Source organism: Acidimicrobiales bacterium (assembly GCA_035540975.1).
Lineage (GTDB): Bacteria > Actinomycetota > Acidimicrobiia > Acidimicrobiales.
The window spans coordinates 1-20,893 of the sequence record DATLFN010000034.1; the positions used below are offsets into that span (position 1 = coordinate 1).

The window sequence follows — 20,893 nt, forward strand, 5'->3', positions numbered from 1 at the left end:
GGGTCGGGGCCGGAGGGGTCGCGGTCGATGCCCGTCATGGCCGCCACCCGGGCGGTCCGGCGCTCGCGGCGGGCCCGCTCCCCCGCCACGCCCGCCCGCCGCCGCACCACGGACAGCACGAGGGCGACGCCGGCGCCGGCCGCCATCAACCCGGCGAACACGTCCCGGACCGGTACCGCTCCGACCACCCGGGCCACGGCCAGCGACCCCAGCGCCATGACCAGGTACGTCGCCCGCAGCAGCCAGCCGTAGCCGATGCCGACGTGGCGGCGGCGGGTCGTCACCCACAGGAACAGCAGGCCGCCCGTCGCCCACTGGACGAGGACGGTGGCGCCGTCGAGGCGGATCACGGGAAGGCGACGGTGGCGGCGCCGTCGACCGCCAGTGCCGCGCCGCTGACGTTGGCGGCCGGCTGCGAGCACAGGAACGCCACCACCCGGCCGAGGTCGGCCGGGTCGGCGAGGGGGCCGGTGGCACCCAGCTCGCGCATGCGGGCCGTGTCGTGCGGCCCGGGCAGGACGGCGTTGAGGGTGACGCCGTCGGGCGCCAGGTCGGCGGCCGCCGTCTTGGCCCACGCCCACAGCCCCGTGCGGGCCGTGTTCGACAGGGCCAGGTGCCCGGCCGGCTGGCGCACGAAGTAGGAGAGGATCAGGCAGATGCGGCCCCACCCGCCGGCGCGCAGGTGGGGAACGGCGGCCCGGACCAGGCGGACGGAAGTGACCAGGTTGGCCTCGAGGGCGGCCAGCAGGCGGGCGTCGTCCACGTCGAGGGACCGGGCGGGCGGCGGCCCACCGGCGTTGGCGACGAGGACGTCGAGTGACCCGAAGCGCTCGACGGTGGCGTCCACCAGCCGGGCCGGCGCCGCCGGGTCGGTGACGTCCTCCACCATGGCCAGCACCTCGGCCCCCCCGTCGGCCAGCGCCCTCTCGGCCGCCCGCACCGCCTCCTCGCCGCGGCCGCAGATCGCCACCCGGGCGCCCTCGGCCGCGAACGCCCGGGCGCACGCCAGCCCGAGGCCCCTCGACGAAGCGGTGACCAGGGCGACCCGGCCCCCGAGCCCCAGGTCCACGTCAGGCCACGACGGCCAGGTCGTGCGACACCGCGTTCAGGGGATCGGGGCCCGACTCGGCCGCCACCACGATGTCCTCGATGCGCACGCCCCAGCGGCCATCGACGTAGACCCCGGGCTCGACGGAAAAGGCGTGCCCGGCGACCAGGGCCTCGCAGTTGCCACCGACCAGGTACGGGTCCTCGTGCTCCTCCAGCCCGATGCCGTGGCCGGTGCGGTGCACGAACTGCGGGCCGTACCCCGCCTCCTCGATGATGCGGCGGGCGACGGCGTCGACGTCCTCGCACGGCGTGCCCACCACCGCCGCCTCGACCGCCGCCGCCTGGGCCCGCTGCACGGCGGCGTACACGTCGCGGAACCCGGCCGGCGGCGGGCCGGTGAAGACCGTGCGTGTGGTGTCGGAGCAGTAGCCGTCGAGGGTGCCGCCGAAGTCGCAGACGACCGCCTCACCCTCGCCGATCAGCCGCCGCCCCGGCTCGTGGTGGGGGCTGGCCGAGTTGGGGCCGCTCCCCACGATGGCGAAGTTGACCCGGTCGTGGCCCTCGGCCCGCAGGCGGGCCGACAGGTCGGCGGACACCTCGGCCTCCGTCCGGCCCACCAGCGCGACGTCCCCGGCCACCAGGGCGGCCGCCACCCGGTCGGCGGCGGCGCCGGCCCGGCGGAGGGCGGCGATCTCGTCGGCGTCCTTCACCGCCCGCAGCGGCCCGGTGACGGTGGAGGCGGCCAGCCACCGGGCCGTGGGCAGCGACGCCTGCAACTGCAGGACGAAGGTCGCCCACGCCCGGTCCGACACGGCCAGCGAGCGGCGCCCGCCCACCAGGTCGGCCACCACCGCCACCGGGTCCTCCGTCTCCTCCCAGGGCCGCAGGGCGAACAGGGCGGGGTCGTGCGCGACCCGGGGAGCCTCCAGCCGGGGGACCACCAGGGTGGCGTCGCCGTCGGCGGGCAGGACGAGCATGGTGAGCCGCTCGAGGGGCATGGCCTCGTACCCGGTGAGCCACGGCAGGTCGGCGCCGAGGGAGAGCAGCAGGGCGTCCACGCCCAGCTCCCCCATGCGCCCGCGCACCCGTTCCACGCGCTCGACCCGGCTCACGGCTGCAGCGTAGAGGCGCGCCCTCGGCCAGGTGCGTCGCGTTCTGGCGGCAGGGAGGGGCACCATGCGCCCGGATGTGCCGCCGGAACCGCGGCGGGCGCCGCCGAAGCAGCCGCAGCAGCCGCCGCGTCGCGGGTGTGGGCGTCGCGTTCTGGCGGCAGGGAGGGGCGCTATGCGCCCGGATGTGCCGCCGGAACCGCGGCGGGCGCCGCCGAAGCAGCCGCAGCAGCCGCGGCCGCCGCCGCGTCGCGGGCGTGGTAGCTGGACCGGGTGAGGGGCGACGCCTGCACGTGGGCGAACCCCATGGCCTTCCCCCGCTCGGCCAGGCGGTCGAACTCCTCGGGGTGCCACCAGCGGGCGACGGGGAGGTGGGCGGCGGTGGGCCGCAGGTACTGGCCCAGCGTGACGATGCCGACGCCCACCGCCCGCAGGTCGGCCAGCGCCCCGAGCACCTCGTCCTCCGCCTCGCCCATGCCCAGGATGAGCCCCGACTTGGTGGTGAGCCCGGCGGCCCCGGCCAGGGCCAGCACGGCCAGGCTGCGGGCGTAGGAGGCCGACGGCCGCACCGCCCGCTGCAGGCGGGCCACCGTCTCCAGGTTGTGGTTCACCACGTCGGGACGGGCGGCGAAGATCGTCTCCAGGGCGCCCGGGTCGCCCTTGCAGTCGGGGATGAGGACCTCGACGGCGGTGCCGGGGCAGCGCCGGCGGACGGCATCGATGGTCGCCGCGAAGGCGGCCGCTCCGCCGTCGGGCAGGTCGTCCCTGGCCACGGCGGTGAGCACGGCGTGCTCCAGGGCCAGGGCCTCGACCGCCTCGGCCACCCGCTCCGGCTCGCCCGCGTCCGGCGCCTCGGGCCGGCGGGTGTCCACCAGGCAGAACCCGCACGCCCGGGTGCAGCGGTCCCCGTTCAGCATGAAGGTGGCCGTGCCGGCGCCCCAGCACTCGAAGATGTTGGGGCAGCCGGCCTCCTCGCACACGGTGGTGAGGCGGCGCTCCCGGAGGTCGTGCTGCAGGGCACGGAAGGGCTCCCCCATGCGGGCCGGGGCCCGCAGCCACGGCGGCTTGCGCTCGCCCAGGGGGACCGAGGCCGATGCGTCCACGCCCGCCGCCGCCAGCCGCCCCAGCAGGCGCACGGGCGCGCCCGGCGCCGACGGTCCGCCGGCCACCACGGCGGCGTCCTCGGCAGGCACCCGCCACGCCACGTCCTGGCGCTCGACGCCGGCCGTCCCCCACCGCTCGGCGGCGCGGGCGGCGACCGCGTCGGCTACCGCCCGCATCGGGACGCCCAGCCCCTCGGCGGCCAGGGAGGTCACGCCCCGGTCCGGGATGCCGCAGGGGACGATGGCGTCGAAGTGCGACAGGTCGGGGTCGACGTTGAGGGCGAACCCGTGCATCGACCGGCCGCGGGTGAGGCGCACGCCGACGGCGCAGATCTTGCGGTCGCCGACCCACACGCCGGGGAGACCGGGGTGGCGGGTGGCGCCCGCCAGCCCCAGGTCGGCCAGGGCGTCGATGACGACCTGCTCGACGGTGGCCACGTGGGCGGGCGTCGTTCCGGGCCCGCTCGGCACCGACACGACGGGGTACCCCACCAGCTGGCCGGGGCCGTGCCAGGTGACGTCTCCGCCCCGGTCGGCGCGCACCAGGTCGCCGTCCAGCCGCTCGGGCGGGACGAGCACCGAGTCGGGGGTCCCCCGCAGGCCGAGGGTGTAGACGCTCGGGTGCTCCAGCAGCAGCAGGTGCTCGCCCTGCCCGCCGCGGTGGAGCGCCCGCTGGAGAGCGATCCCGTCCCGGTAGGCCACGCGGCCCAGCCACCGCACCCGCAGCGGCCCTCGCGGCCCCCGCGCCGGCCCGGGCCGGAGCGGCGCGGCGACCGGGGCCGTCACGTCAGCTCCTGGGCCCAGTCCCTCGTCTCGAGCACGTCGCGCACCCGGGCCAGGAAGGCCGACGCGTAGGCGCCGTCGACGGCCCGGTGGTCGAAGGCGATGGCCAGGTTGCCGACGGGGTGCACGGCCACCCCGTACCCGCCGCCGGGCAGGGCCACGGCGACCGGCTTCTGGCGCACGCCGTCGCTCGACAGGATCGCCACCTGGGGCTGGTTGATGATCGGCGCCGTGATGAGGGTGCCGTACCCGCCCGGGTTGGTGATCGTGAAGGTGCCGCCCGAGATGTCGTCGGCACTCAGCTTCCGGGCCCGGGCCCGGGCGGCCAGGCCGGAGATCTCCCGGGCGAGCGCCCGGAGCCGCTTGTCGTCGGCGTCGTGGACCACGGGGACGATGAGGCCCTCCAGGTTGAGGTCCACGGCGATGCCGAGGTTCACGTAGTGGTGGACCACCAGCTCGTTCTCGCCCACCGACGAGTTGACGTGCGGGAAGTCACGGATGGCGTCCACCACCGCCCGGGCGACGAACGGCAGGTAGGTGAGGCTGAAGCCCTCCTCCTCCTTGAAGCGGGCCCGAGCGGGCAGGCGGGCCTTGTCGACGTTGTCGTAGTCGACCTCGATCACCACCAGGGTGTGGGCCGAGGTGTCCAGCGACCGGCGCATGTGCTCGGCCGTGCGGCGCCGGATGTTGGTGAAGGCGATGGTCTCGTCCCGGCGGGACGTCGGCTTGCCGTCCCCAGCGGCGGCAGGCGCCGGGGCCTCCGCCGCCGGCTGGCGTGCCGGTGCCGGTGCCGGCGCCTCCCGGGCGGGCGGTGCCCCCGTGCGGGGCGGGCCGCCCGCGCCGCGGGCGTCGATCACGGCGAGGACGTCGGCCCGCGTGATCCGGCCGCCGGCCCCGGTGGGGCGGATCTCCTCGGGGCTGAGCTCGTGCTCCTTGAGCAGGCGACGCACCACGGGCGAGAGCACCTGGCCCTGCGTCCCGCCGCCGCCCTGCGTCGCCGTCGCCGCCGGCGCGGCGGCGCCCTGCGCCGGCGCGGCGGCCTCGGCCGGGGCGGCCCGCGACCCGTCACCGGCCGACTCGGCGCGAACACGCTCGGGCACGGGCTGCGCTCCCGGCTCGGGCTCGCGCTCGGGCTCGGGCTCGGACTCGCGCTCGGGCTCGGGCTCGGGCTGCGCTGCCGCCTCGCGCTCGGGCTCGGCATCGGTGGTCGCCTTGGTCCCGTTGTCCTCGGCCCGGGGCTCCGCCGTCGCCGCGGGCGCCGAGGCGGCCTGGCCTCCGCCCGAGTCGCCGTCGGCCGACGCGCCGTCCTCGATGACGGCCAGCTTGGCGCCGACATCGGCCGTCTCGCCCTCCTGGACGAGGATCTCCCGGAGCACGCCGGCCGCCGGCGACGGCACCTCCGAGTCGACCTTGTCGGTGGACACCTCGAAGAGGACCTCGTCCTCCTCCACCCGGTCCCCGACGCTCTTGGCCCAGCGCGTGATGGTGCCCTCGGTCACCGTCTCGCCCAGCTGCGGCATGGTGATGTCGGCCATCAGGCGTGCAACCCCCTTCCGGTCAGCGCCAGCATCGTCTCCCCGAACACCTCGGACATCGTCGGATGGGGCTGGATGAACGCCGCCACCTCGTCGGGCACCGCCTCCCAGTTCAGCGCCAGGTACCCCTGGCCGAGCTGCTCGGTGACCCACGGCCCCACCATGTGCACCCCGAGGATGCGCCCGGCCCGGCCGTCGGGGCCCTTCTCGGCGACCACCTTCACCAGGCCCTCCGTCTCGCCCACGATGATCGCCCGGCCGTTGCCCACGAACGGATCGGCTTTGGCCACGACGTCCAGGCCGGCGTCGCGCGCCGCCTCCTCCGTCATCCCCGCGAACGCCACCTCGGGATGGCAGTAGATGCACCAGGGGACCTTGCCGTAGTCCACGGGGACGGGCGACTCGCCCAGGATGTCCTTCACGGCCACGATGGCCTCGGCGAACCCCACGTGGGCCAGCTGGGGCGTGGCGACCAGGTCGCCCACCGCGTACACGCCCGCCTCCGCCGTGCGGCACCGCTCGTCCACCTTCACGAAGCCCCGCTCGTCGATCTCGACGCCCGTGCCGTCCTCGACCAGCCCGTCCGACCGCGGACGGCGGCCCACGGAGACCACCACGGCGTCCACGTCCAGCCGCTGGTCCTCGCCGAAGGCCACCGTGGTGCCACCGCCGTCCCGGGGCTGGTGGCCGGAGACCTTCACGCCCAGGTGGACGTCGATCCCCCGCTTCTGGAACGACTTGGCCACGACCTTGACGACATCGGCGTCGCAGCCCGGGAGCATGGTGGGCAGCGCCTCGAGCATCGTCACCTTGGTGCCGAGGTCGCTCATCATCGAGGCGAACTCGCAGCCGATGGCGCCCGCCCCGATCACCGCCGCCGTGCCGGGCAGCTCCTCGAGCGCCAGCACCTCGTCCGAGGTCATCACCAGGCGGCCGTCGACGTCGAAGCCGGGGATCGTGCGGGGCACCGACCCGGCGGCCAGGATCACGTTCCTGCCGACCAGCTCGGTGCCGTCGTCCACCGTCACCTTGCGGTCGCGCCCGAGGCGGCCGGTGCCGGCCACGGTCGTGATCTTCCGGCGCTTCATCAGGCCGGCGAGGCCCTTCCAGAGCTGGTCGACCACCTTCTGCTTGCGCTGCTGGCTGACCGAGAACTCGACGGCCGGCTTCCCCGCCCGCACGCCGAAGTCCTCGGCGCCCGCCACCGTGCGGAAGACCGTGGCCGTCTCCAGGAACTCCTTGGCCGGGATGCACCCCCGGTGGAGGCACGTGCCGCCGACCTTGTCCTTCTCCACGACGGCCACCGACAACCCGGCTCCGGCCGCGTACAGCGCGGCTGCGTACCCCCCCGGCCCTCCTCCGATGACGACGATGTCGTACTGGTCAGCCGTGCGGACCACCTCCCTGGCTCACGGTCAGCCTAGGTCTGACTGGCCGCACGGGCGCTCCGCCTGGCCGGCCCGCCGCTCCGCGGGTCAGCGGCTGGCCAGATAGAGCTGCACGGCCGAGGCGAGCAGGATCAGCAGGCCGCAGCACAGGGCGGCGATGATCAGCTTGCGGGTGCTCACGACGGCTCCCCCGGCTCACGGGGCAGGCGCTTGCGGCCCGGGAACCCCTCCGCCGGGTAGTGCCACCAGCCCAGGTCGTCCTCGTCCAGGCGGTAGCAGAGGAGGTACTCGACGCCGTCGGGGCCGACGGCGTGGAAGTCGACGAGCCCGGTGGACGGGTCGCGCACGATGATGTCGCCCTGCTCCAGCTCCGCCAGCGCGGCGCGGGGGTCGTCGTCGGGCGGCGAGCCGTGGCCGTTCCGGCGGGAGACGATGGCGAGGCTGGCCGCCGCCCGCACGACCTCGACGAGGTGGCGGAGCCGGGGGAGGTAGCGCCTGGCCTCCTCCTCGGTCCAGTAGCGCACGGGGGTAGGCTACCGGGCACGCAGGGGAGCTCGGCAGTCCGGGCTGAGAGGTGGGAGACGCCCACGACCCTCGGGACGACCGGCCCGGTAATGCGGGCCGAGGAGGCGTGCACCATGGTCGACGACCCGCTCGTGATCGCCGGGAGGACGTTCACGTCCCGGCTGTTCCTGGGGACGGGCAAGTTCCCCTCCCACCAGTCGCTGCGGGCGACCATCGAGGCGTGCGGCACCGGGATGGTGACGGTGGCGCTCCGGCGGGTGGACCCGACGGCCGAGGAGGACATCCTCGACGCCCTCCCGCCCGACGTCCTCCTCCTCACCAACACCAGCGGCGCGGTGGACGCCGACGAGGCCATCCGGCTGGCCCGCCTGGCCCGGGCGGCCGGGCTGCCGGAGTGGATCAAGCTGGAGGTGACACCCGATCCTCGTTACCTCCTGCCCGACCCGGTGGAGACGCTCAAGGCGGCCGAGGTGCTGTGCGCCGAGGGGTTCACCGTCCTGCCCTACGTCAACGCCGACCCGGTGCTGTGCAAGCGGCTGGAGGAGGTGGGCTGCGCGACCGTCATGCCGCTCGGCTCGTGGATCGGCTCGAACCAGGGCCTGCGCACGCGGGCCGCCCTGGAGATCATCGTCGAGCAGTCCCTCGTCCCCGTGGTGGTGGACGCCGGCATCGGCGCCCCCAGCCAGGCGGCCGAGGCGCTGGAGCTGGGCGCCGACGCCGTGCTCGTCAACACCGCCATCGGCACCGCCGGCGACCCGCCGGCCATGGGCGGCGCCTTCCGGCTGGCCGTCGAGGCGGGACGGCGGGCCTTCCTGGCCGGCCTGCCCGCGGCGCGTTCGGGCGCCGAGGCCAGCTCGCCGCTCACCGGCTTCCTGTCGACGTGACCCTCACGCCTGTCGAGCTGGAGTCGCGCCCGGCCGGCGTGCCGGACGGGACGGCGGCAGCCGACCTCGTGGCCACCGACCTGGCCGGGCTGCGCGCCCGGGCGGCGGCGGCCACCGGCGCCGACGTCGAGCGGGCGCTGCGGGCGGCGCGGCCGACGCTCGCCGACTTCGCCGCCCTGATCTCCCCGGCCGCCGACGGCCGGCTCGAGGACCTGGCCCGCCGGGCGCGGGACCTCACCCTCCGCCGGTTCGGCCGCACCATCCACCTCTTCTCCCCGCTGTACGTGTCCAACGAGTGCGTCTCGGTGTGCACGTACTGCGGGTTCTCGGCCGGCAACCAGATAGCCCGCCGCACGCTGTCGGTCGACGAGGTCCGTGAGGAGGCGCGCACGCTGACCGCCCGCGGGTTCCGGCACCTGCTCCTGGTCGCCGGCGAGCACGCCCGCATCGTGAGCAAGGACTACCTGGTCGACTGCGTGCGGGCGCTCTCCGCCGAGGTGCCCGCCCTGTCGGTTGAGGTCCAGGTGTGGGACACGGGCACGTACCGGCGCCTGGTCGAGGCGGGCTGCGACGGCCTCGTCGTCTACCAGGAGACCTACGACCGCGACCTCTATGCCGGCGTCCACCTGAAGGGCAAGAAGCGCAACTACGACTGGCGCCTGGCCGCGCCCGACCGGGGTGCGGAGGCGGGCATGCGCCGCCTCGGCATCGGCGCCCTGCTCGGGCTCCACCCCGACTGGAGGCTGGACGCGCTGGCGGTGGCCGCCCACGCCCGGGCGCTGGTGCGCCGGTGGTGGCGTTGCGAGGTCACCGTGTCCCTCCCCCGCATGCGCCCGGCCGCCGGGGTCGCCGGTCCGGCGGCGGTGGTGGGCGACCGCCAGTTCGTGCAGCTGTTGTGCGCCCTGCGCCTGCTCCTGCCGGACGTGGGGCTGGTCCTGTCCACCCGGGAGGCACCCGCCCTCCGCGACGCCCTGCTCGGCCTCGGCGTCACCCACGTCTCGGCCGGGTCGTCGACCGAGCCGGGCGGGTACGCCGCCCCCGACGGGGCCGAGCCGCAGTTCGAGGTGGCCGACCTCCGCACGCCGGCTGAGGTGGCCGCCGTGGTCCGCCAGGCCGGCTTCGACCCGGTGTGGAAGGACTGGCAGCGGGTCGAGCGCTGACCTCCTGCACCCGTCCCCGGGGCACCCCGTCGGGGGAGCCGGCACCGGTCGCTCGGGGCACGCCGAGGGGGCGCAATAGGCCGAGCCGCTCAAGCCCGGGGCTGCGGTTGTCGAGTCAACGACGACCATGGCACGTCCCGGCATCCTCTCCGCCGCCGTCGGCGCCGCCGTACTGGCCGCCTCGGCCCTGGTGCTCCCGGCGCCGCCGGCGGGGGCCGACGAGGGCGAGCCGTTCCGGCGCATCGCCTTCCCGGTGGAAGGCACGGCGACGTACACCGACGACTTCGGCGACGCCCGCAGCGGCGGTCGCTCCCACGAGGGCAACGACATCTTCGGGGCCAAGCTGCAGAAGCTGGTGGCCGTCACCGACGGCAAGGTGCGGGTGTCGACCGGAGGGCCCCTGTCCGGCAACATGGTCACGATCACCGACGCCGACGGCTGGTCCTACCGCTACATCCACGTCAACAACGACTCGCCGGGCACCGACGACGGGCTCAACCCGCTGGAGTGGATGCTCGGTCCCGGGATCGTGAACGGCGCCCTGGTGAAGGCGGGCCAGCATCTCTCCTTCCTGGGCGACTCGGGCAACGCCGAGGGCACCGCCCCCCACCTCCACTTCGAGATGCGCGCCCCCGACGGCTCGGCCGTGAACCCGTGGACGAGCCTGCGCCTGGCCCAGGGCCTCCCTGCCGGCAACCGCTGTTCCTACGGGACCAACCCGGTGGCGAAGCCGAACCCGAGGTCGTCGGCCGGCTACTGGCTGCTGGGCTCCGACGGGGGTGTCTTCGGGTTCGGCGGCGCCGCCTTCCACGGTTCCACCGGCGCCGTGAAGCTCAACCAGCCCATCGTCGGCATGGCCGCCACGCCCACGGGCGGGGGCTACTGGCTGGTCGCCCGGGACGGCGGGATATTCGCCTTCGGCGACGCCACCTTCCTCGGGTCCACCGGTGCGCTCAGACTGAACAAACCCATCGTGGGCATGGCGGCGACGCCGACGGGCCGGGGCTACTGGCTGGTGGCGTCCGACGGCGGGATCTTCGCCTTCGGCGACGCCACCTTCTTCGGGTCGACCGGGGCCATCGCCCTGAATCGGCCGATCGTGGCCATGGCCGCCACGGCGCAGGGCGACGGCTACTGGCTGCTGGGCTCTGACGGCGGGGTGTTCGGCTTCGGTGCCTCGGGCTTCCTCGGCTCGGTGCCCGGCCTGGGGATCGCCACGTCCGTCGTCGCCCTGGGCGCCACGCCGTCGGGCCGGGGGTACTGGCTGCTGGCGGCCGACGGCGGCGTGTTCTCCTTCGGCGACGCCGCCTTCCTGGGCTCGCTGCCCGGCGCCGGCCTCTGCAGGTGGCCCACCGGCGTGCGCCTCGTCCCGACGCCGACCGGCAAGGGCTACTGGGTCCAGGCGGCCGACGGCAGCACCTGGAACCTGGGCGACGCCAACTTCTCCGGCAGCCTCACGGCGGCCGGGATCGGGGCCAACACGCCGATCATCGACTTCGCCCCCGTGCCCGCGGCGCCGCCCTCCAAGCCGTAGCCGGCCCGCCCGTCGCCGCTCGCCCGGTCGTAGCCGCGGTGAGCGGACCCGCCGTACACCCGCGACGAGGGGCGCCCGCCGGGGCGCCCCTCGTCGTGCTCTGCTTCAGTGGTGCGTCAGCCGTCGCTGCGCCGGCTGCGGCCTCCCCGCTTCAGGGCCGCCCCCACGAGGACCAGGCCGAGGCCCAGTCCCACCATGGTGAGGGCGTCGACGCCCGTCCGCGGCAGGCTCTGGGAGAGGACCCGGGGGGCGACGGTCGTGGTGGTCGTCGGGGCCGGGGCCGCCGTGGTGGTCGTGGTGGGCGCCGGGACCGTGGCCTCGGGCGCCGTCTGCGCCGCGCCGAGGACGGCGGTCGGGACGGTGACCACGATGGTGGCGGTGGCCGTCACGGGGCCGAAGTTGGCGGCCCGGGCCGTCGCCGTGTTGACGAGCGAGCCGGCGGTGGCGGCCGTGGTGCCGCTCGAGAGACGGACCGTCGCCGAGGCGCCGGGGTCCATGTTCCCGAACGAGCAGGTCAGCGTCTGGGCCGGGGCCGAGCCGTTGACCGTGCACGTGCCCGGGCCGGCGAAGGCGGGGCTGATGGCCCAGTTCACGCCGGCCAGCGTGGGCAGCGGGTCGTCCAGGGTGACGCTGACGGCCCGCCCGGCGCCGGTGTTGGTCACCGTCACCGTGTAGCCGACGGTTCCGCCCGCCACCACGCTGCCGGCGTCGGCCGTCTTGGTGACGGCGAGGACGGGCGGCCGGGCGGTGTTGGTGAAGCTCACCAGGTTGTCACCGGCGGCGATGACGACGGTGCCGTTGCCGGGCGTGACGGCGCTGGTGAACAGGGCGTTGGCCGCCTCGACCACCGAGCAGGTGGTGCCGGTCGGGATGCCGGCGATGCGGCGGGTCTCGTTGTTCGTCAGCTGGAACGTCTGGTCGAACACCGTGCCCGGGTTGCAGTCCACCGTGAAGTTGAAGGTGCCGGTGCCGTCGACGGTGGTCTTGGCCACGACCAGGTCCCCGGTCAGGCGGACGTTGGTGAACGTCACCGTGTTGGTGCCCTGGACGATGGTGACCGTCTGCGGCGCCTGGGGAGCGAAGCCGGCGGCAGGCGACTCGGTCACCGTGCACACCGTGCCGGTCGGGATGCCGGCGACGGGGGCGCTGGTGGTGCCCGGGGCGCCGGCCGCCGTCACGTCCACGGTGACCGACTGGTTGGTGACCGACGTGCCGGGGCAGTTCACCGTGAAGGTGAAGGAGCCGGGCGTGTCGGAGACCTTGGTGATGACCAGGCTGCCGGTCTGGCGCACGTTGGTGAAGGTCACCGTGTTCGTCCCGAGGGCGATAGTGACGTTCTGGGGCGCCTGCGGCTCGAAGCCGGGCGCCGGCTGCTCGGTCACCGTGCACACCGTGCCGGTCGGGATGCCGGCGATGGGGGCGCTGGTGGTGCCCGGGGCGCCGGCCGCCGTCACGTCCACCGTGACCGACTGGTTGGTGACCGACGTGCCGGGGCAGTTCACCGAGAAGGTGAACGAGCCGGGCGTGTCGGAGACCTTGGTGATGACCAGGCTGCCGGTCTGGCGCACGTTGGTGAAGGTCACCGTGTTCGTCCCGAGGGCGATGGTGACGTTCTGGGGCGGCTGCGGGTTGAAGCCCGGGGCGGTCGTCTCGGCGACCGTGCACACGGTGCCGACGGGGATCCCGGCGATGGGAGCGCTGGTCGTGCCGGGGGCGCCGGCGGTAGCGACGGTGACGGTCACGCTCTGGTTCGTGACCGACGTGCCCGGGCAGTCGACGGTGAAGGTGAAGGTGCCCGGCGTGTCGGAGACCTTGGTGATCGCCAGGCTGCCCAGGGCCGGCGGGTTGACGAAGGTGATGTCGGGGCCGTCGACACCGATGACGGCGGTGACCGACGCCGGCGTGGCGAGGACGTAGCCCGGCGGGGCAACCGTCTCGGTGATCACGCACGACGTGCCCAGCGGGCCGGCGATCGCGATGGCGTTGTCGGTGCCGGTGGTGCCGGTGTACGTGTTGCCCGTCTGGCCCTCGATGATGACGGGCAGCAGGGTGCTGGTCGGCGTGCACACCACGGAGAACGTGGCGCCGGTGAGGGGCGCACCGGCCTGGTCGACCTTCACGACCCGCAGGTCGCCGCCCACCACGAAGCAGGCCGGGCCCGCCTTGCGGTTGCTGGCCTGGGCGCTCGACGGTGCGGCCGTGGTCTTGCCCACGTTGCAGAACTCCGAGCCGACCACGACATCGGTCGGGATGTCCACGGTGAACTGGAAGATGAACGGGCTGACCGTGTTGGGCACGCCGTGCAGCTCGAAGGCCAGGACCGGCTCGTCGTTGACGAACACGCAGTCGAGGATCACGAAGTCCTGGCGTCCCGTGGTGTCCGTCGGGTCGAAGGGATAGGTGAACTCGAAGACGGCCGTGCCGCCGGGCACCAGGGTGCCGCCGACGAGGCGCTTGTCGGTGTTCTCGCTGCCGGGCGTGGGGAGGGCGCCCTGGCACTTGTTCAGCTCGCTGCCGGCGAGCTGGGTGACGGCCACGTGGCCCGCCTCGTGGTCGGCCCCCGACGGCGCCGCCAGCGTCGTGAGGACGGCGGCGAACATCATCAGCAGGGTGGCGCCCGCGCCGATCCGTCGCCGAACGGAACTCTTGCGTCCGATCACTGTGTGCGCTCTCTTTCCATGGATGTGGCCGCCGCGGGAACCCGCTGCCGCCCCCCGTGTTGTCTCTCTGTAGTGAATGAACCACTCAGCGTATGACTAGTCAAGTCGAACTGGTCACTCTCTGTGGCATATACCGCGAATTGCACTGGTGGCCGAAGGCTCGGGGCTGGAGCACCCTCGGCTGGATGCCGCGCGACGATGCCGCTCCGGGAGCGGCGCCGCCTTGCGCCGCCCTTGCCGACCGTTTCCGGCCGAGTCGGGTGGCTATCCGCGACGATGCCACGCTGCGTGGCGGGTCGGCTACGGTCAGATGACCACTTCGTCGCCGATCACGCCTCGGGCGTCCGCCCCCTCCCGCCCGACGGCCAGCACGCGGAGGGCGGCGGCGGCCATCGGGCCGGCCCCACGTCGCCGGCGGGGACGCCCCGGCTCCAGCGGGCGGTGCGGAAGGCGGTCACCGTCCCGACAAGAACTCGGCCTGCACGCCCAGGGCCCGGCAGGTCTCGAGGGCCCGACGGTCCCTCGTGGCGAGGACCAGGTCGTGTCCGCGGCCGCAGCACCGACGAGGGCGTCGTAGACGGCGCCACCAGCCAGGTTCTCGCGTGCCGGTCGGCCGACGAGCTCGGCCCCTCCGTTCGCCGACAGGTGGCGGTTCTCAGGAACGTTGGCGGCCAGCAGGCGCAGGACGACGTCGGGGGTGCGCCGGGCCGGGCCCGGCAGCCGGGTCAGCACCGAGAAGGTCTCGAAGGCAGCGTGGCGCCGCCACTGCCCTGGCGCAGGCAGTACGCGAGGACCAGCAGCGGGAAACGCCCGCTCCCGCAGCTCGATCGGCGTGTTGCGGGTATTCGTCAACACTGTTCGTGAAGCACACCGGTCAGGTCAGCAGCTCCACCTCGACGCCCAGCCGCCGGTAGGTGCCCTCGGCGCGCCGGTCCCGGCTCGCGAGCGGCAGACCCGATGACCTCGCAGCGAGCCCGATCAGACCGTCATAGGTCGCGCCGCCCGCGATCTCCAGGTCGGCCAGGACAGCCAGCGCAGCACGCGCCGATCTGGCATCCAGCACCACGGCCGGGTCGAACCGCTCACTCAGCAGGCGGACAGCGTCCCGTGGGATAAGGCGTGCATCCCCGGGAAGCCGGGTGAGCACGGCATAGGTCTCGTGCGCCGCATGACCCGCGAGCGCCACCGACCGGCCACCCACTGACGCGTTGACCGAAGCGTGCGCTTCGTGCGAGATGAGCACGAGCGGCACAGCCAGGCTGGTGTCGACCAGAAGTTCGGTCATCGACGACCGGCGTCGATGAGCCCGAGCACGTCGTCATCGCTCACTGGCGTCTCGGCAACGGCGACGAGGCGACCGCCCCGCTCCTCCAGCCGCGCGGTACGACCGACCGGGGCGACGTGCAGTCCATTGCCGTACTCGCTGACGTCGACCTTGGTTCCCGGTGTGAGCCGCAGCCGATCCCGCAGTGGTTTGGGCAGGACGATCCGTCCGACGTCATCCACGGTCGCTTCCACAGGGATCACTCTACCAGCCAGCTCCCAGTCGAGGTCGCACGGACCGCTCACACGGTCCAGCGCTCGATGGCCTGGCGTGCAAGTTGGGTCCGTTTCGAGACCTCCCCGGCGTTACTCGCTCGGCTGAAGTGGACCCCAGCCGCCGCCGCCCGGCGTCAGCATCCGCAGCACGTCACCGGCGCGGAGGCGCATGGTGCACTTGTCCAGCAGCCGCTCCCCACCAGCCTCGTCGCCGCCCGGCAGCAGCCAGTTCTCGCCCACCGCCCCCGGCCCGCCGGCTGCCAAGCCCCACGGCTGCGACACCCGGCGCTCGGTGATGAGCGACACAGTCACGTCCTCCAGGACCTCGAGGTCGCGCTCGATGCCTTCGCCGCCCGGCCAGCGGCCGGTGCCGCCGCTCCCCCGCCGCAGCCGGTAGCGGAGCACCCGCAACGGGAACGCCCGCTCCGGCGCGCCTCGATCGGGGTGTTCCTCGTGTTGGTGCTCAACGAACACACCACATGCGCCCGACCCATCGCCGCCGGCTACCAGATGGTCACCGGTCGGGGCGCCCGATGGTCTCGAAGGCGGCGATCCTTGGTGACGAGCCTCCAGCCTTGCTCGACTGCGGTCGCATAGATCAGGCGGTCTGCGGGGTCACCGGGGAAGGACGCCGGCAGGGCAACGGCCGTAGCCGCAACTGCTGGCGTGGTTCCGACCGTGCGAACCTCTGCCGCGAGTTCCTCCAGCCAGGATCGGACCGGAACCGTCACCCGTATCCGGTCATGCCCTGCGAGCCACGCCAGCTCGAACCACGAGATCGAAGCGACCGCCAGCTCGTCGGCCGCCTCGATCGCAGTGCCCGCCGCTCCGCTCAGCTTGCCTGGCTCCGCCGACCACCAGTGCACGACGTGCGAATCCAAGAGGACCGTCGTCACGACAGGTCCCACGGGGCGCCGGTGGTGAAGAGGGAGTCCTCGTCGGCGGCGGTGATCGCGACACCTTCGAATCGGCCCTTCAATGCATGCGGGCCATGCGCAGGGACGAGGCGGGCAACGGTCTTGCCATGCTTCGTGATCTCGATGGCTTCGCCACCGGCGACCTCATCGAGCAGTGCAAGGATTCGCGCCTTCACCTCCGTAGCGGTCATTTGTCTGGTCATGGAGTCATGCTACTAGCCATCAGGTCCCATGGGGAGATCCCCACCCACCGCCGCCTGGTGTCAACATCCGGAGTACGTCGCCTGCCCGGAGACGCACGGTGCACTTGTCCAGAAGGCGCTCAGCACGCGCCTCGTCGCCGCCGGGCAGCAGCCAGTTCTCCCCCGGCGCTCCAGGCTCCCCGCCGGCCAGCCCCCACGGCCGGGAGACCCGCCGCTCAGTGATGAGCGAGACGGTGACGTCCTCCAGCACCTGCAGGTCGCGCTCGATCCCCTCCCCACCGGGCGCCAGTCCCGCGCCACCACTCCCCCGCCTCAGCCGGTAACGCAGGACGCGGAGCGGATAGGCCCGCTCCAGCGCCTCGATGGGAGTGTTTCTGGTATTTGTCATCGCCGTGTGGACGCCGCTCATGCCGGCCCGGCCGGGGCGGCCGCCCTGCCCGCCGGCCACCGTCTCGTAGTACACCCACCCCGAGCCCCCGAGCAGGACGTTGTTCATCGTCCCCTGCCCGGCCGCCCCGACCCGGCCGGGCAGGGCCTGGGCCAGGGCCCCGAGGCACACGTCGGCCACCCGCTGGCTCACCTCGACGTTGCCGGCGCCCACGGCCACCGGCGGCACGGCGTTCACCACCGAGCCGCGCGGGGCGACGACGCGCACGGGCCGCATGGCGCCGCCGTTGGCGGGGATGGTCGGGTCGGTGACCGAGCGCAGGGCCCAGGCCACGGAGCTGGCCGTGACCGCCTCGACGGCGTTGACGTTGCCCGGGCGCTGCCCGTCCGTCCCCGTGAAGTCGAAGGTGACGGTGTCGCCGCTCACCGTCAGGTCGAGGGTGATGCGGGCGGGCCGGCGCTGGGCGTCGCCCGGGCCGCACGAGTCGAGGACGTCCTCGAAGTGCCACGTCCCGTCAGGGACCTCCGACAGGGCGGCCCGCATGCGCCGCTCCCCGTAGTCGACGATCTCCCCCAGCGGCTCCCCGGCGAAGGCGGCCAGCCGCTCCACTCCGACCCGGTTGGCCCCGAGCTGGGCGTCGAGGTCCCCCCGGCGCTCCTCGGGCGTGCGGGAGTTGGCGATCAGCAGCTCGGCCACCTGCTCGGCGAAGGGGACGGGCGGGATGCGCAGGCCTTCCTGGGCGATCTCCTCGGCGTCGGGCGGCATCGACCCGGGCGCCATGCCCCCGACGTCGGCGTGATGGGCCCGGTTGGCCGCCCAGCCCACCAGCCGGTCGTCGACGAAGCACGGCGCCACCAGGGTGACGTCGTTCAGGTGGGTCCCGCCGGCGAAGGGGTCGTTGAGGATCACCTGCTCCCCGGGGCCCACGTCGACGGCCAGGGCGGCCCGGACCGAGGCCGGCATCGACCCCAGGTGGACGGGGATGTGCTCGGCCTGGACCAGCAGCTCGCCGCCGGGCGTGAAGAGGGCGGCCGAGCAGTCGGCCCTCTCCTTGATGTTGGGGCTGAAGGCGGCCCGGCGCAGGACGGCGCCCATCTCGTCGGCCACGCCGGTGAGGCGGGAGACGAGGACCCGGAGGGAGGCCGGGTCGAGCCCGCGGGCGGCATGCGGCTCCGGCGTGCTCACCGGGTCAGCACCCACGAGCCGTCGGGTGCCACGTCGGCCGTCCACCCCTCGGGGACCCAGATGGTGCAGTCGTCCTCGGCCAGGACCGTGGGACCGCGGGCGGGCCGGCGCTCCCCGCCGGGGCGCGGAGGCAGCTCGTCCAGCGGCAGCGGCGGCGGCAGCGACGCCGCCGCCCGCAGGGCGGTGACCTCGACGGCGGCGCCGGCGCGGGCGTACCCGTTGCGCCGCCGGTGCTCGTCGGGGAAGGCGGCCACCGACGGGACGGTGAGCTCGTGGCTCTGGCCGGCGTAGCGGCAGTCCACGGAGATCCGGACGTCGACCGCCTGGCCGGACACGGTGACGGTGGCGCTCGACGTGTGGTGGTTGAGCATGACCTGGGCGGAGGCGTCGGGGCCGGCGCCGACCAGGCGGCGGGCCGCCACCCGGGCCAGCGCGAAGCGCGCCGCCGAGAGCCCGCCGTGGTCGACCGGCGTGGGCCACGACCGGACCACCACGGCCTGGCGGGGCGAGCCCAGGAGCCCCGCCGCCGACAGCACGCCGGCCCGGGGCGGCACGACCACGGCGGCCATGCCCAGCTCGTCGGCCAGGGCGCAGGCGTGCAGGGGGCCGGCACCGCCGAAGGCGACCAGCGCCAGCGAGCGGGGGTCCACGCCGCGCTCGACGCTCACCTTCCGCACCGCCTGCACCATGGCGGCGTCGACGACGGCGATCACGCCCTCGGCCGGGACGTCCACCGAGTCGAGGGCGGCCAGGGCGGCGTCCACGTCGAGGGTGCCGATGCCGGGGAAGGGGGCGTCGTGGGGGATGCGGCCGGCGATGAGGTCGGCGTCGGTGACCGTCGGGTCGGTGCCGCCCCGGCCGTAGCAGGCGGGGCCGGGTGCGGCGCCGGCGCTGCGGGGCCCGACGGCCAGGGCGCCGCCCGGGTCGAGGCGGGCGATCGAGCCGCCTCCGGCGCCGATGGTGTGGATGTCGAGAGCCGGGAGGCGGACGGGCAGCCCGGCCACCGTCCGCTCGGCGGCCGGTGCGGGCGATCCGCCGAGTATCAGGCACACGTCGGTGCTGGTGCCGCCCATGTCGAAGCTCACGGCGTCCGGGTAGCCGGCCGCCGTCGCCGCCGCGGCGGCCGCCCGCACCCCGCCCGCCGGCCCCGACAGCAGCAGGGAGGCGGGCCGGTCGGCCCCCTCGGCCAGGCCCACCAGCCCGCCGGCCGACGTCATCACCAGCACCTCGCCGGCCAGCCCGGCCAGCCGGCCCAGGTAGGCGCGGCACGCCGGGCGCAGGTAGGCGTCGACGACGGTCGTCACCGTCCGCTCGTACTCCCGGAACTCGGGCGACACGTCGGTGGAGCACACCACGTCCAGCCCCCGCTCCCGCAGGACGGCGGCCACGGCACGCTCGTGGCGGGCGTCGAGGTCGGCGTGGAGCAGGCACACCGCCACGGCCTCGACGCCCTCGGGAACCGCCGGCACGGCGGCGGGGTCGACGGGCTCCACCTCCGTGCCGTCGGCCGCCAGCCGCCCGCCCACCTCCAGGCGCAGCTCCCGGGGGACCAGCGGCTCGGGGCGGTCGGCCCACTGGTCGTAGAGCGACGGGCGGTCCTGGCGGGCGATCTCGATGACGTCGGCCAGCCCCGCCGTGGTCACCAGGGCGACGCGGGCTCCCCGCCGCTCGAGCAGGGCGTTGGTGGCGACGGTGGTCCCGTGGGCCAGCAGCCGGGGCCGCTCGTCCCCCAGCTCGCCCAGGCCGGCGGCCAGACCCCGGGCGGGGTCGTCGGGCGTGGAGAGCACCTTGGCGATCCGCCCGTCGGCGCCCACCACGTCGGTGAACGTGCCCCCCGTGTCGACGCCGACCCTCACGCGGCGACCCTACCGACCCGGTAGCCCCCGTCGCCGGGCCCGACCGCCCCTACCGGTGGGGGTCGAGGACCCAGACCTCCTCCTCGCCCAGGTGGTCCCGGAGGCTGCGCACGAGCCGGCCGACCAGGGCGTCGTCGCCGTCCCAGACCACGATCGCCTCCTCGGCATGGCGGGCCAGCCAGGCGTCGCGCCGGCCGAGGGCGCCCGACACCGCCTGCCTGCCCGACGGCGCCCTGGCCTGGAGGAGCACCTGGGCGTCGGCCTTGTCGAGGAGGCGGGCGAAACGATCCCTGGTCTCCGCCGGCCACATGGCGTCCTGGCCCGGGAAGGCGAGCACGGCGACGAAGGGCACGCCGGCCTCCAGGGCCGCCTCGGCGGCCAGCTGCTCGGTCCCGAGCCCCATCCCGGTGAGCACCACCAGGTCCGGGTGCAGCTCCCGTTTGGCGGCCAGGATCTCGCCCAGGCGCGACCGCACGCCGTCGGCGACGGGGTTGGGCGTGTAGCCGCCCAGCTCGGGCGGCCGGTGCCCGGCGACCACCAGCCGGCGGCCCTGGGGGACGCCGGGGACGGCGGTGGGGTCGGCGGCCGATGCCACGCCGGGGGCGTCGGCGGGCCCGAGCCGGTCGGGCGTCCCCTCGCCCCGCGCCCCCTCCTGGGCCCGGGCGGCCTGCACGGCCAGCCGGTCGACCAGGTCGTTCATGGCGTCCGACGAGTGGCCCTTGACCCACGTGAACCGGACGCGCCCGGGGTCGGCGCGGACGAGGTCGATCAGCGGCTCCCACAGGTCCCGGTTGGCGACGGGCTGGCGGGCCTTGTTGGTCCAGTCGCGGGCCAGCCACCCCTCCCACCAGCGGTCGCGGAAGCAGTTGACGACATAGGTGGAGTCGCTCACCACCTCGAGGGGGCCGTCGTGGGAGCGCACCGCCTCGAGGGCGGCCTTGATCTCCATGCGCTGGTTGGTGGTCCTGGCTTCGGCGCCGGACGCCCACGGTCCCTCGGGGACGGCCCACGCCCATCCCCCCGGCCCCGGGTTCCCGATGCAGGCCCCGTCCGTGTACACCTTCGTGACCGTCG

19 protein-coding genes are annotated in these 20,893 nt (G+C 74.8%); 3 read left to right on the plus strand and 16 right to left on the minus strand.

Annotated features, from left to right (window positions below; all coding sequences use genetic code 11):
* The 7 genes from VM242_04255 to VM242_04285 form a co-directional block, all read right to left on the minus strand.
* Positions 1-350: hypothetical protein (locus tag VM242_04255; protein HVM04365.1), on the minus strand; the 350-nt coding region annotated here is incomplete at its 3' end.
* A complete protein-coding gene (locus VM242_04260; protein HVM04366.1) occupies positions 347-1,069 on the minus strand; it encodes an SDR family oxidoreductase in 723 nt (240 codons plus the stop codon). The genes VM242_04255 and VM242_04260, both read right to left, overlap by 4 nt.
* 1 nt (position 1,070) lies before the next feature.
* Positions 1,071-2,162 (minus strand): Xaa-Pro peptidase family protein, encoded by a 1,092-nt coding sequence (locus VM242_04265; GenBank protein HVM04367.1) that lies wholly within the window; start codon positions 2,160-2,162, stop codon positions 1,071-1,073.
* Between the two features lie 170 nt (positions 2,163-2,332).
* Positions 2,333-4,048: a lipoyl synthase gene (lipA, locus tag VM242_04270; GenBank protein ID HVM04368.1), complete on the minus strand. Its 1,716-nt coding sequence runs from the start codon at positions 4,046-4,048 to the stop codon at positions 2,333-2,335.
* The gene (locus tag VM242_04275) at positions 4,045-5,580 is read right to left on the minus strand and encodes a dihydrolipoamide acetyltransferase family protein (protein HVM04369.1); all 1,536 of its coding nucleotides are present in this window, start codon (positions 5,578-5,580) and stop codon (positions 4,045-4,047) included. The genes lipA and VM242_04275 overlap by 4 nt, the downstream gene beginning before the upstream one ends.
* On the minus strand, positions 5,580-6,980 hold the full coding sequence (lpdA, locus tag VM242_04280; GenBank protein HVM04370.1) for a dihydrolipoyl dehydrogenase: 1,401 nt from the start codon (positions 6,978-6,980) through the stop codon (positions 5,580-5,582). The genes VM242_04275 and lpdA overlap by 1 nt, the downstream gene beginning before the upstream one ends.
* A 164-nt stretch (positions 6,981-7,144) precedes the next feature.
* Entirely contained in the window at positions 7,145-7,492 is a 348-nt protein-coding gene (locus tag VM242_04285; protein ID HVM04371.1) for a DUF2203 family protein, read from the minus strand.
* Between the two features lie 90 nt (positions 7,493-7,582).
* Between VM242_04285 and VM242_04290 the strand changes: the two genes are divergently transcribed.
* From VM242_04290 to VM242_04300, 3 genes are all read left to right on the plus strand, one after another.
* Complete coding sequence (locus VM242_04290) at positions 7,583-8,377, plus strand: thiazole synthase (protein ID HVM04372.1); 795 nt, start codon at positions 7,583-7,585, stop codon at positions 8,375-8,377.
* Positions 8,374-9,537, plus strand: coding sequence for a 2-iminoacetate synthase ThiH (gene thiH, locus VM242_04295; GenBank protein HVM04373.1), 1,164 nt, complete (start codon positions 8,374-8,376; stop codon positions 9,535-9,537). The genes VM242_04290 and thiH overlap by 4 nt, the downstream gene beginning before the upstream one ends.
* Before the next feature lie 127 nt (positions 9,538-9,664).
* The gene (locus VM242_04300) at positions 9,665-11,071 is read left to right on the plus strand and encodes a M23 family metallopeptidase (protein ID HVM04374.1); all 1,407 of its coding nucleotides are present in this window, start codon (positions 9,665-9,667) and stop codon (positions 11,069-11,071) included.
* Positions 11,072-11,187: 116 nt separating this feature from the next.
* On the opposite strand, the gene VM242_04305 is transcribed toward VM242_04300, so the two are convergent.
* The 9 genes from VM242_04305 to VM242_04345 all read right to left on the minus strand — a co-directional run bounded on the left by VM242_04305 (position 11,188) and on the right by VM242_04345 (position 20,879).
* Positions 11,188-13,671, minus strand: a complete 2,484-nt coding sequence (locus tag VM242_04305; GenBank protein ID HVM04375.1) for a DUF5979 domain-containing protein — start codon at positions 13,669-13,671, stop codon at positions 11,188-11,190.
* 934 nt (positions 13,672-14,605) lie between these two features.
* The gene (locus VM242_04310; protein HVM04376.1) at positions 14,606-15,016 is read right to left on the minus strand and encodes a type II toxin-antitoxin system VapC family toxin; all 411 of its coding nucleotides are present in this window, start codon (positions 15,014-15,016) and stop codon (positions 14,606-14,608) included.
* On the minus strand, positions 15,013-15,249 hold the full coding sequence (locus VM242_04315) for an AbrB/MazE/SpoVT family DNA-binding domain-containing protein (protein ID HVM04377.1): 237 nt from the start codon (positions 15,247-15,249) through the stop codon (positions 15,013-15,015). Before VM242_04315 ends, VM242_04310 begins: the two co-directional genes overlap by 4 nt.
* A 111-nt stretch (positions 15,250-15,360) precedes the next feature.
* Positions 15,361-15,744, minus strand: a complete 384-nt coding sequence (locus VM242_04320; GenBank protein ID HVM04378.1) for a hydantoinase B/oxoprolinase family protein — start codon at positions 15,742-15,744, stop codon at positions 15,361-15,363.
* A gap of 29 nt (positions 15,745-15,773) precedes the next feature.
* The gene (locus VM242_04325; protein HVM04379.1) at positions 15,774-16,166 is read right to left on the minus strand and encodes a PIN domain-containing protein; all 393 of its coding nucleotides are present in this window, start codon (positions 16,164-16,166) and stop codon (positions 15,774-15,776) included.
* Entirely contained in the window at positions 16,163-16,390 is a 228-nt protein-coding gene (locus tag VM242_04330; GenBank protein ID HVM04380.1) for a type II toxin-antitoxin system prevent-host-death family antitoxin, read from the minus strand. The genes VM242_04325 and VM242_04330 overlap by 4 nt, the downstream gene beginning before the upstream one ends.
* Before the next feature lie 19 nt (positions 16,391-16,409).
* Positions 16,410-17,963, minus strand: a complete 1,554-nt coding sequence (locus VM242_04335; protein ID HVM04381.1) for a hydantoinase B/oxoprolinase family protein — start codon at positions 17,961-17,963, stop codon at positions 16,410-16,412.
* Positions 17,960-19,819, minus strand: coding sequence for a hydantoinase/oxoprolinase family protein (locus tag VM242_04340; protein ID HVM04382.1), 1,860 nt, complete (start codon positions 19,817-19,819; stop codon positions 17,960-17,962). The genes VM242_04335 and VM242_04340 overlap by 4 nt, the downstream gene beginning before the upstream one ends.
* 49 nt (positions 19,820-19,868) lie before the next feature.
* The gene (locus VM242_04345; protein HVM04383.1) at positions 19,869-20,879 is read right to left on the minus strand and encodes a ribonuclease H; all 1,011 of its coding nucleotides are present in this window, start codon (positions 20,877-20,879) and stop codon (positions 19,869-19,871) included.
* Positions 20,880-20,893: the final 14 nt, after the last annotated feature.

Excerpts from the sequence above, each read along its gene's own strand:
- VM242_04275 (HVM04369.1), bottom strand. The coding sequence starts at position 5,580 with ATGGCCGACATCACCATGCCGCAGCTGGGCGAGACGGTGACCGAGGGC.
- VM242_04310 (HVM04376.1), bottom strand. The coding sequence starts at position 15,016 with ATGACCGAACTTCTGGTCGACACCAGCCTGGCTGTGCCGCTCGTGCTC.
- VM242_04300 (HVM04374.1), top strand. The coding sequence starts at position 9,665 with ATGGCACGTCCCGGCATCCTCTCCGCCGCCGTCGGCGCCGCCGTACTG.
- VM242_04290 (HVM04372.1), top strand. The coding sequence starts at position 7,583 with ATGCGGGCCGAGGAGGCGTGCACCATGGTCGACGACCCGCTCGTGATC.
- VM242_04330 (HVM04380.1), bottom strand. The coding sequence starts at position 16,390 with ATGACCAGACAAATGACCGCTACGGAGGTGAAGGCGCGAATCCTTGCA.
- VM242_04305 (HVM04375.1), bottom strand. The coding sequence starts at position 13,671 with ATGTTCGCCGCCGTCCTCACGACGCTGGCGGCGCCGTCGGGGGCCGAC.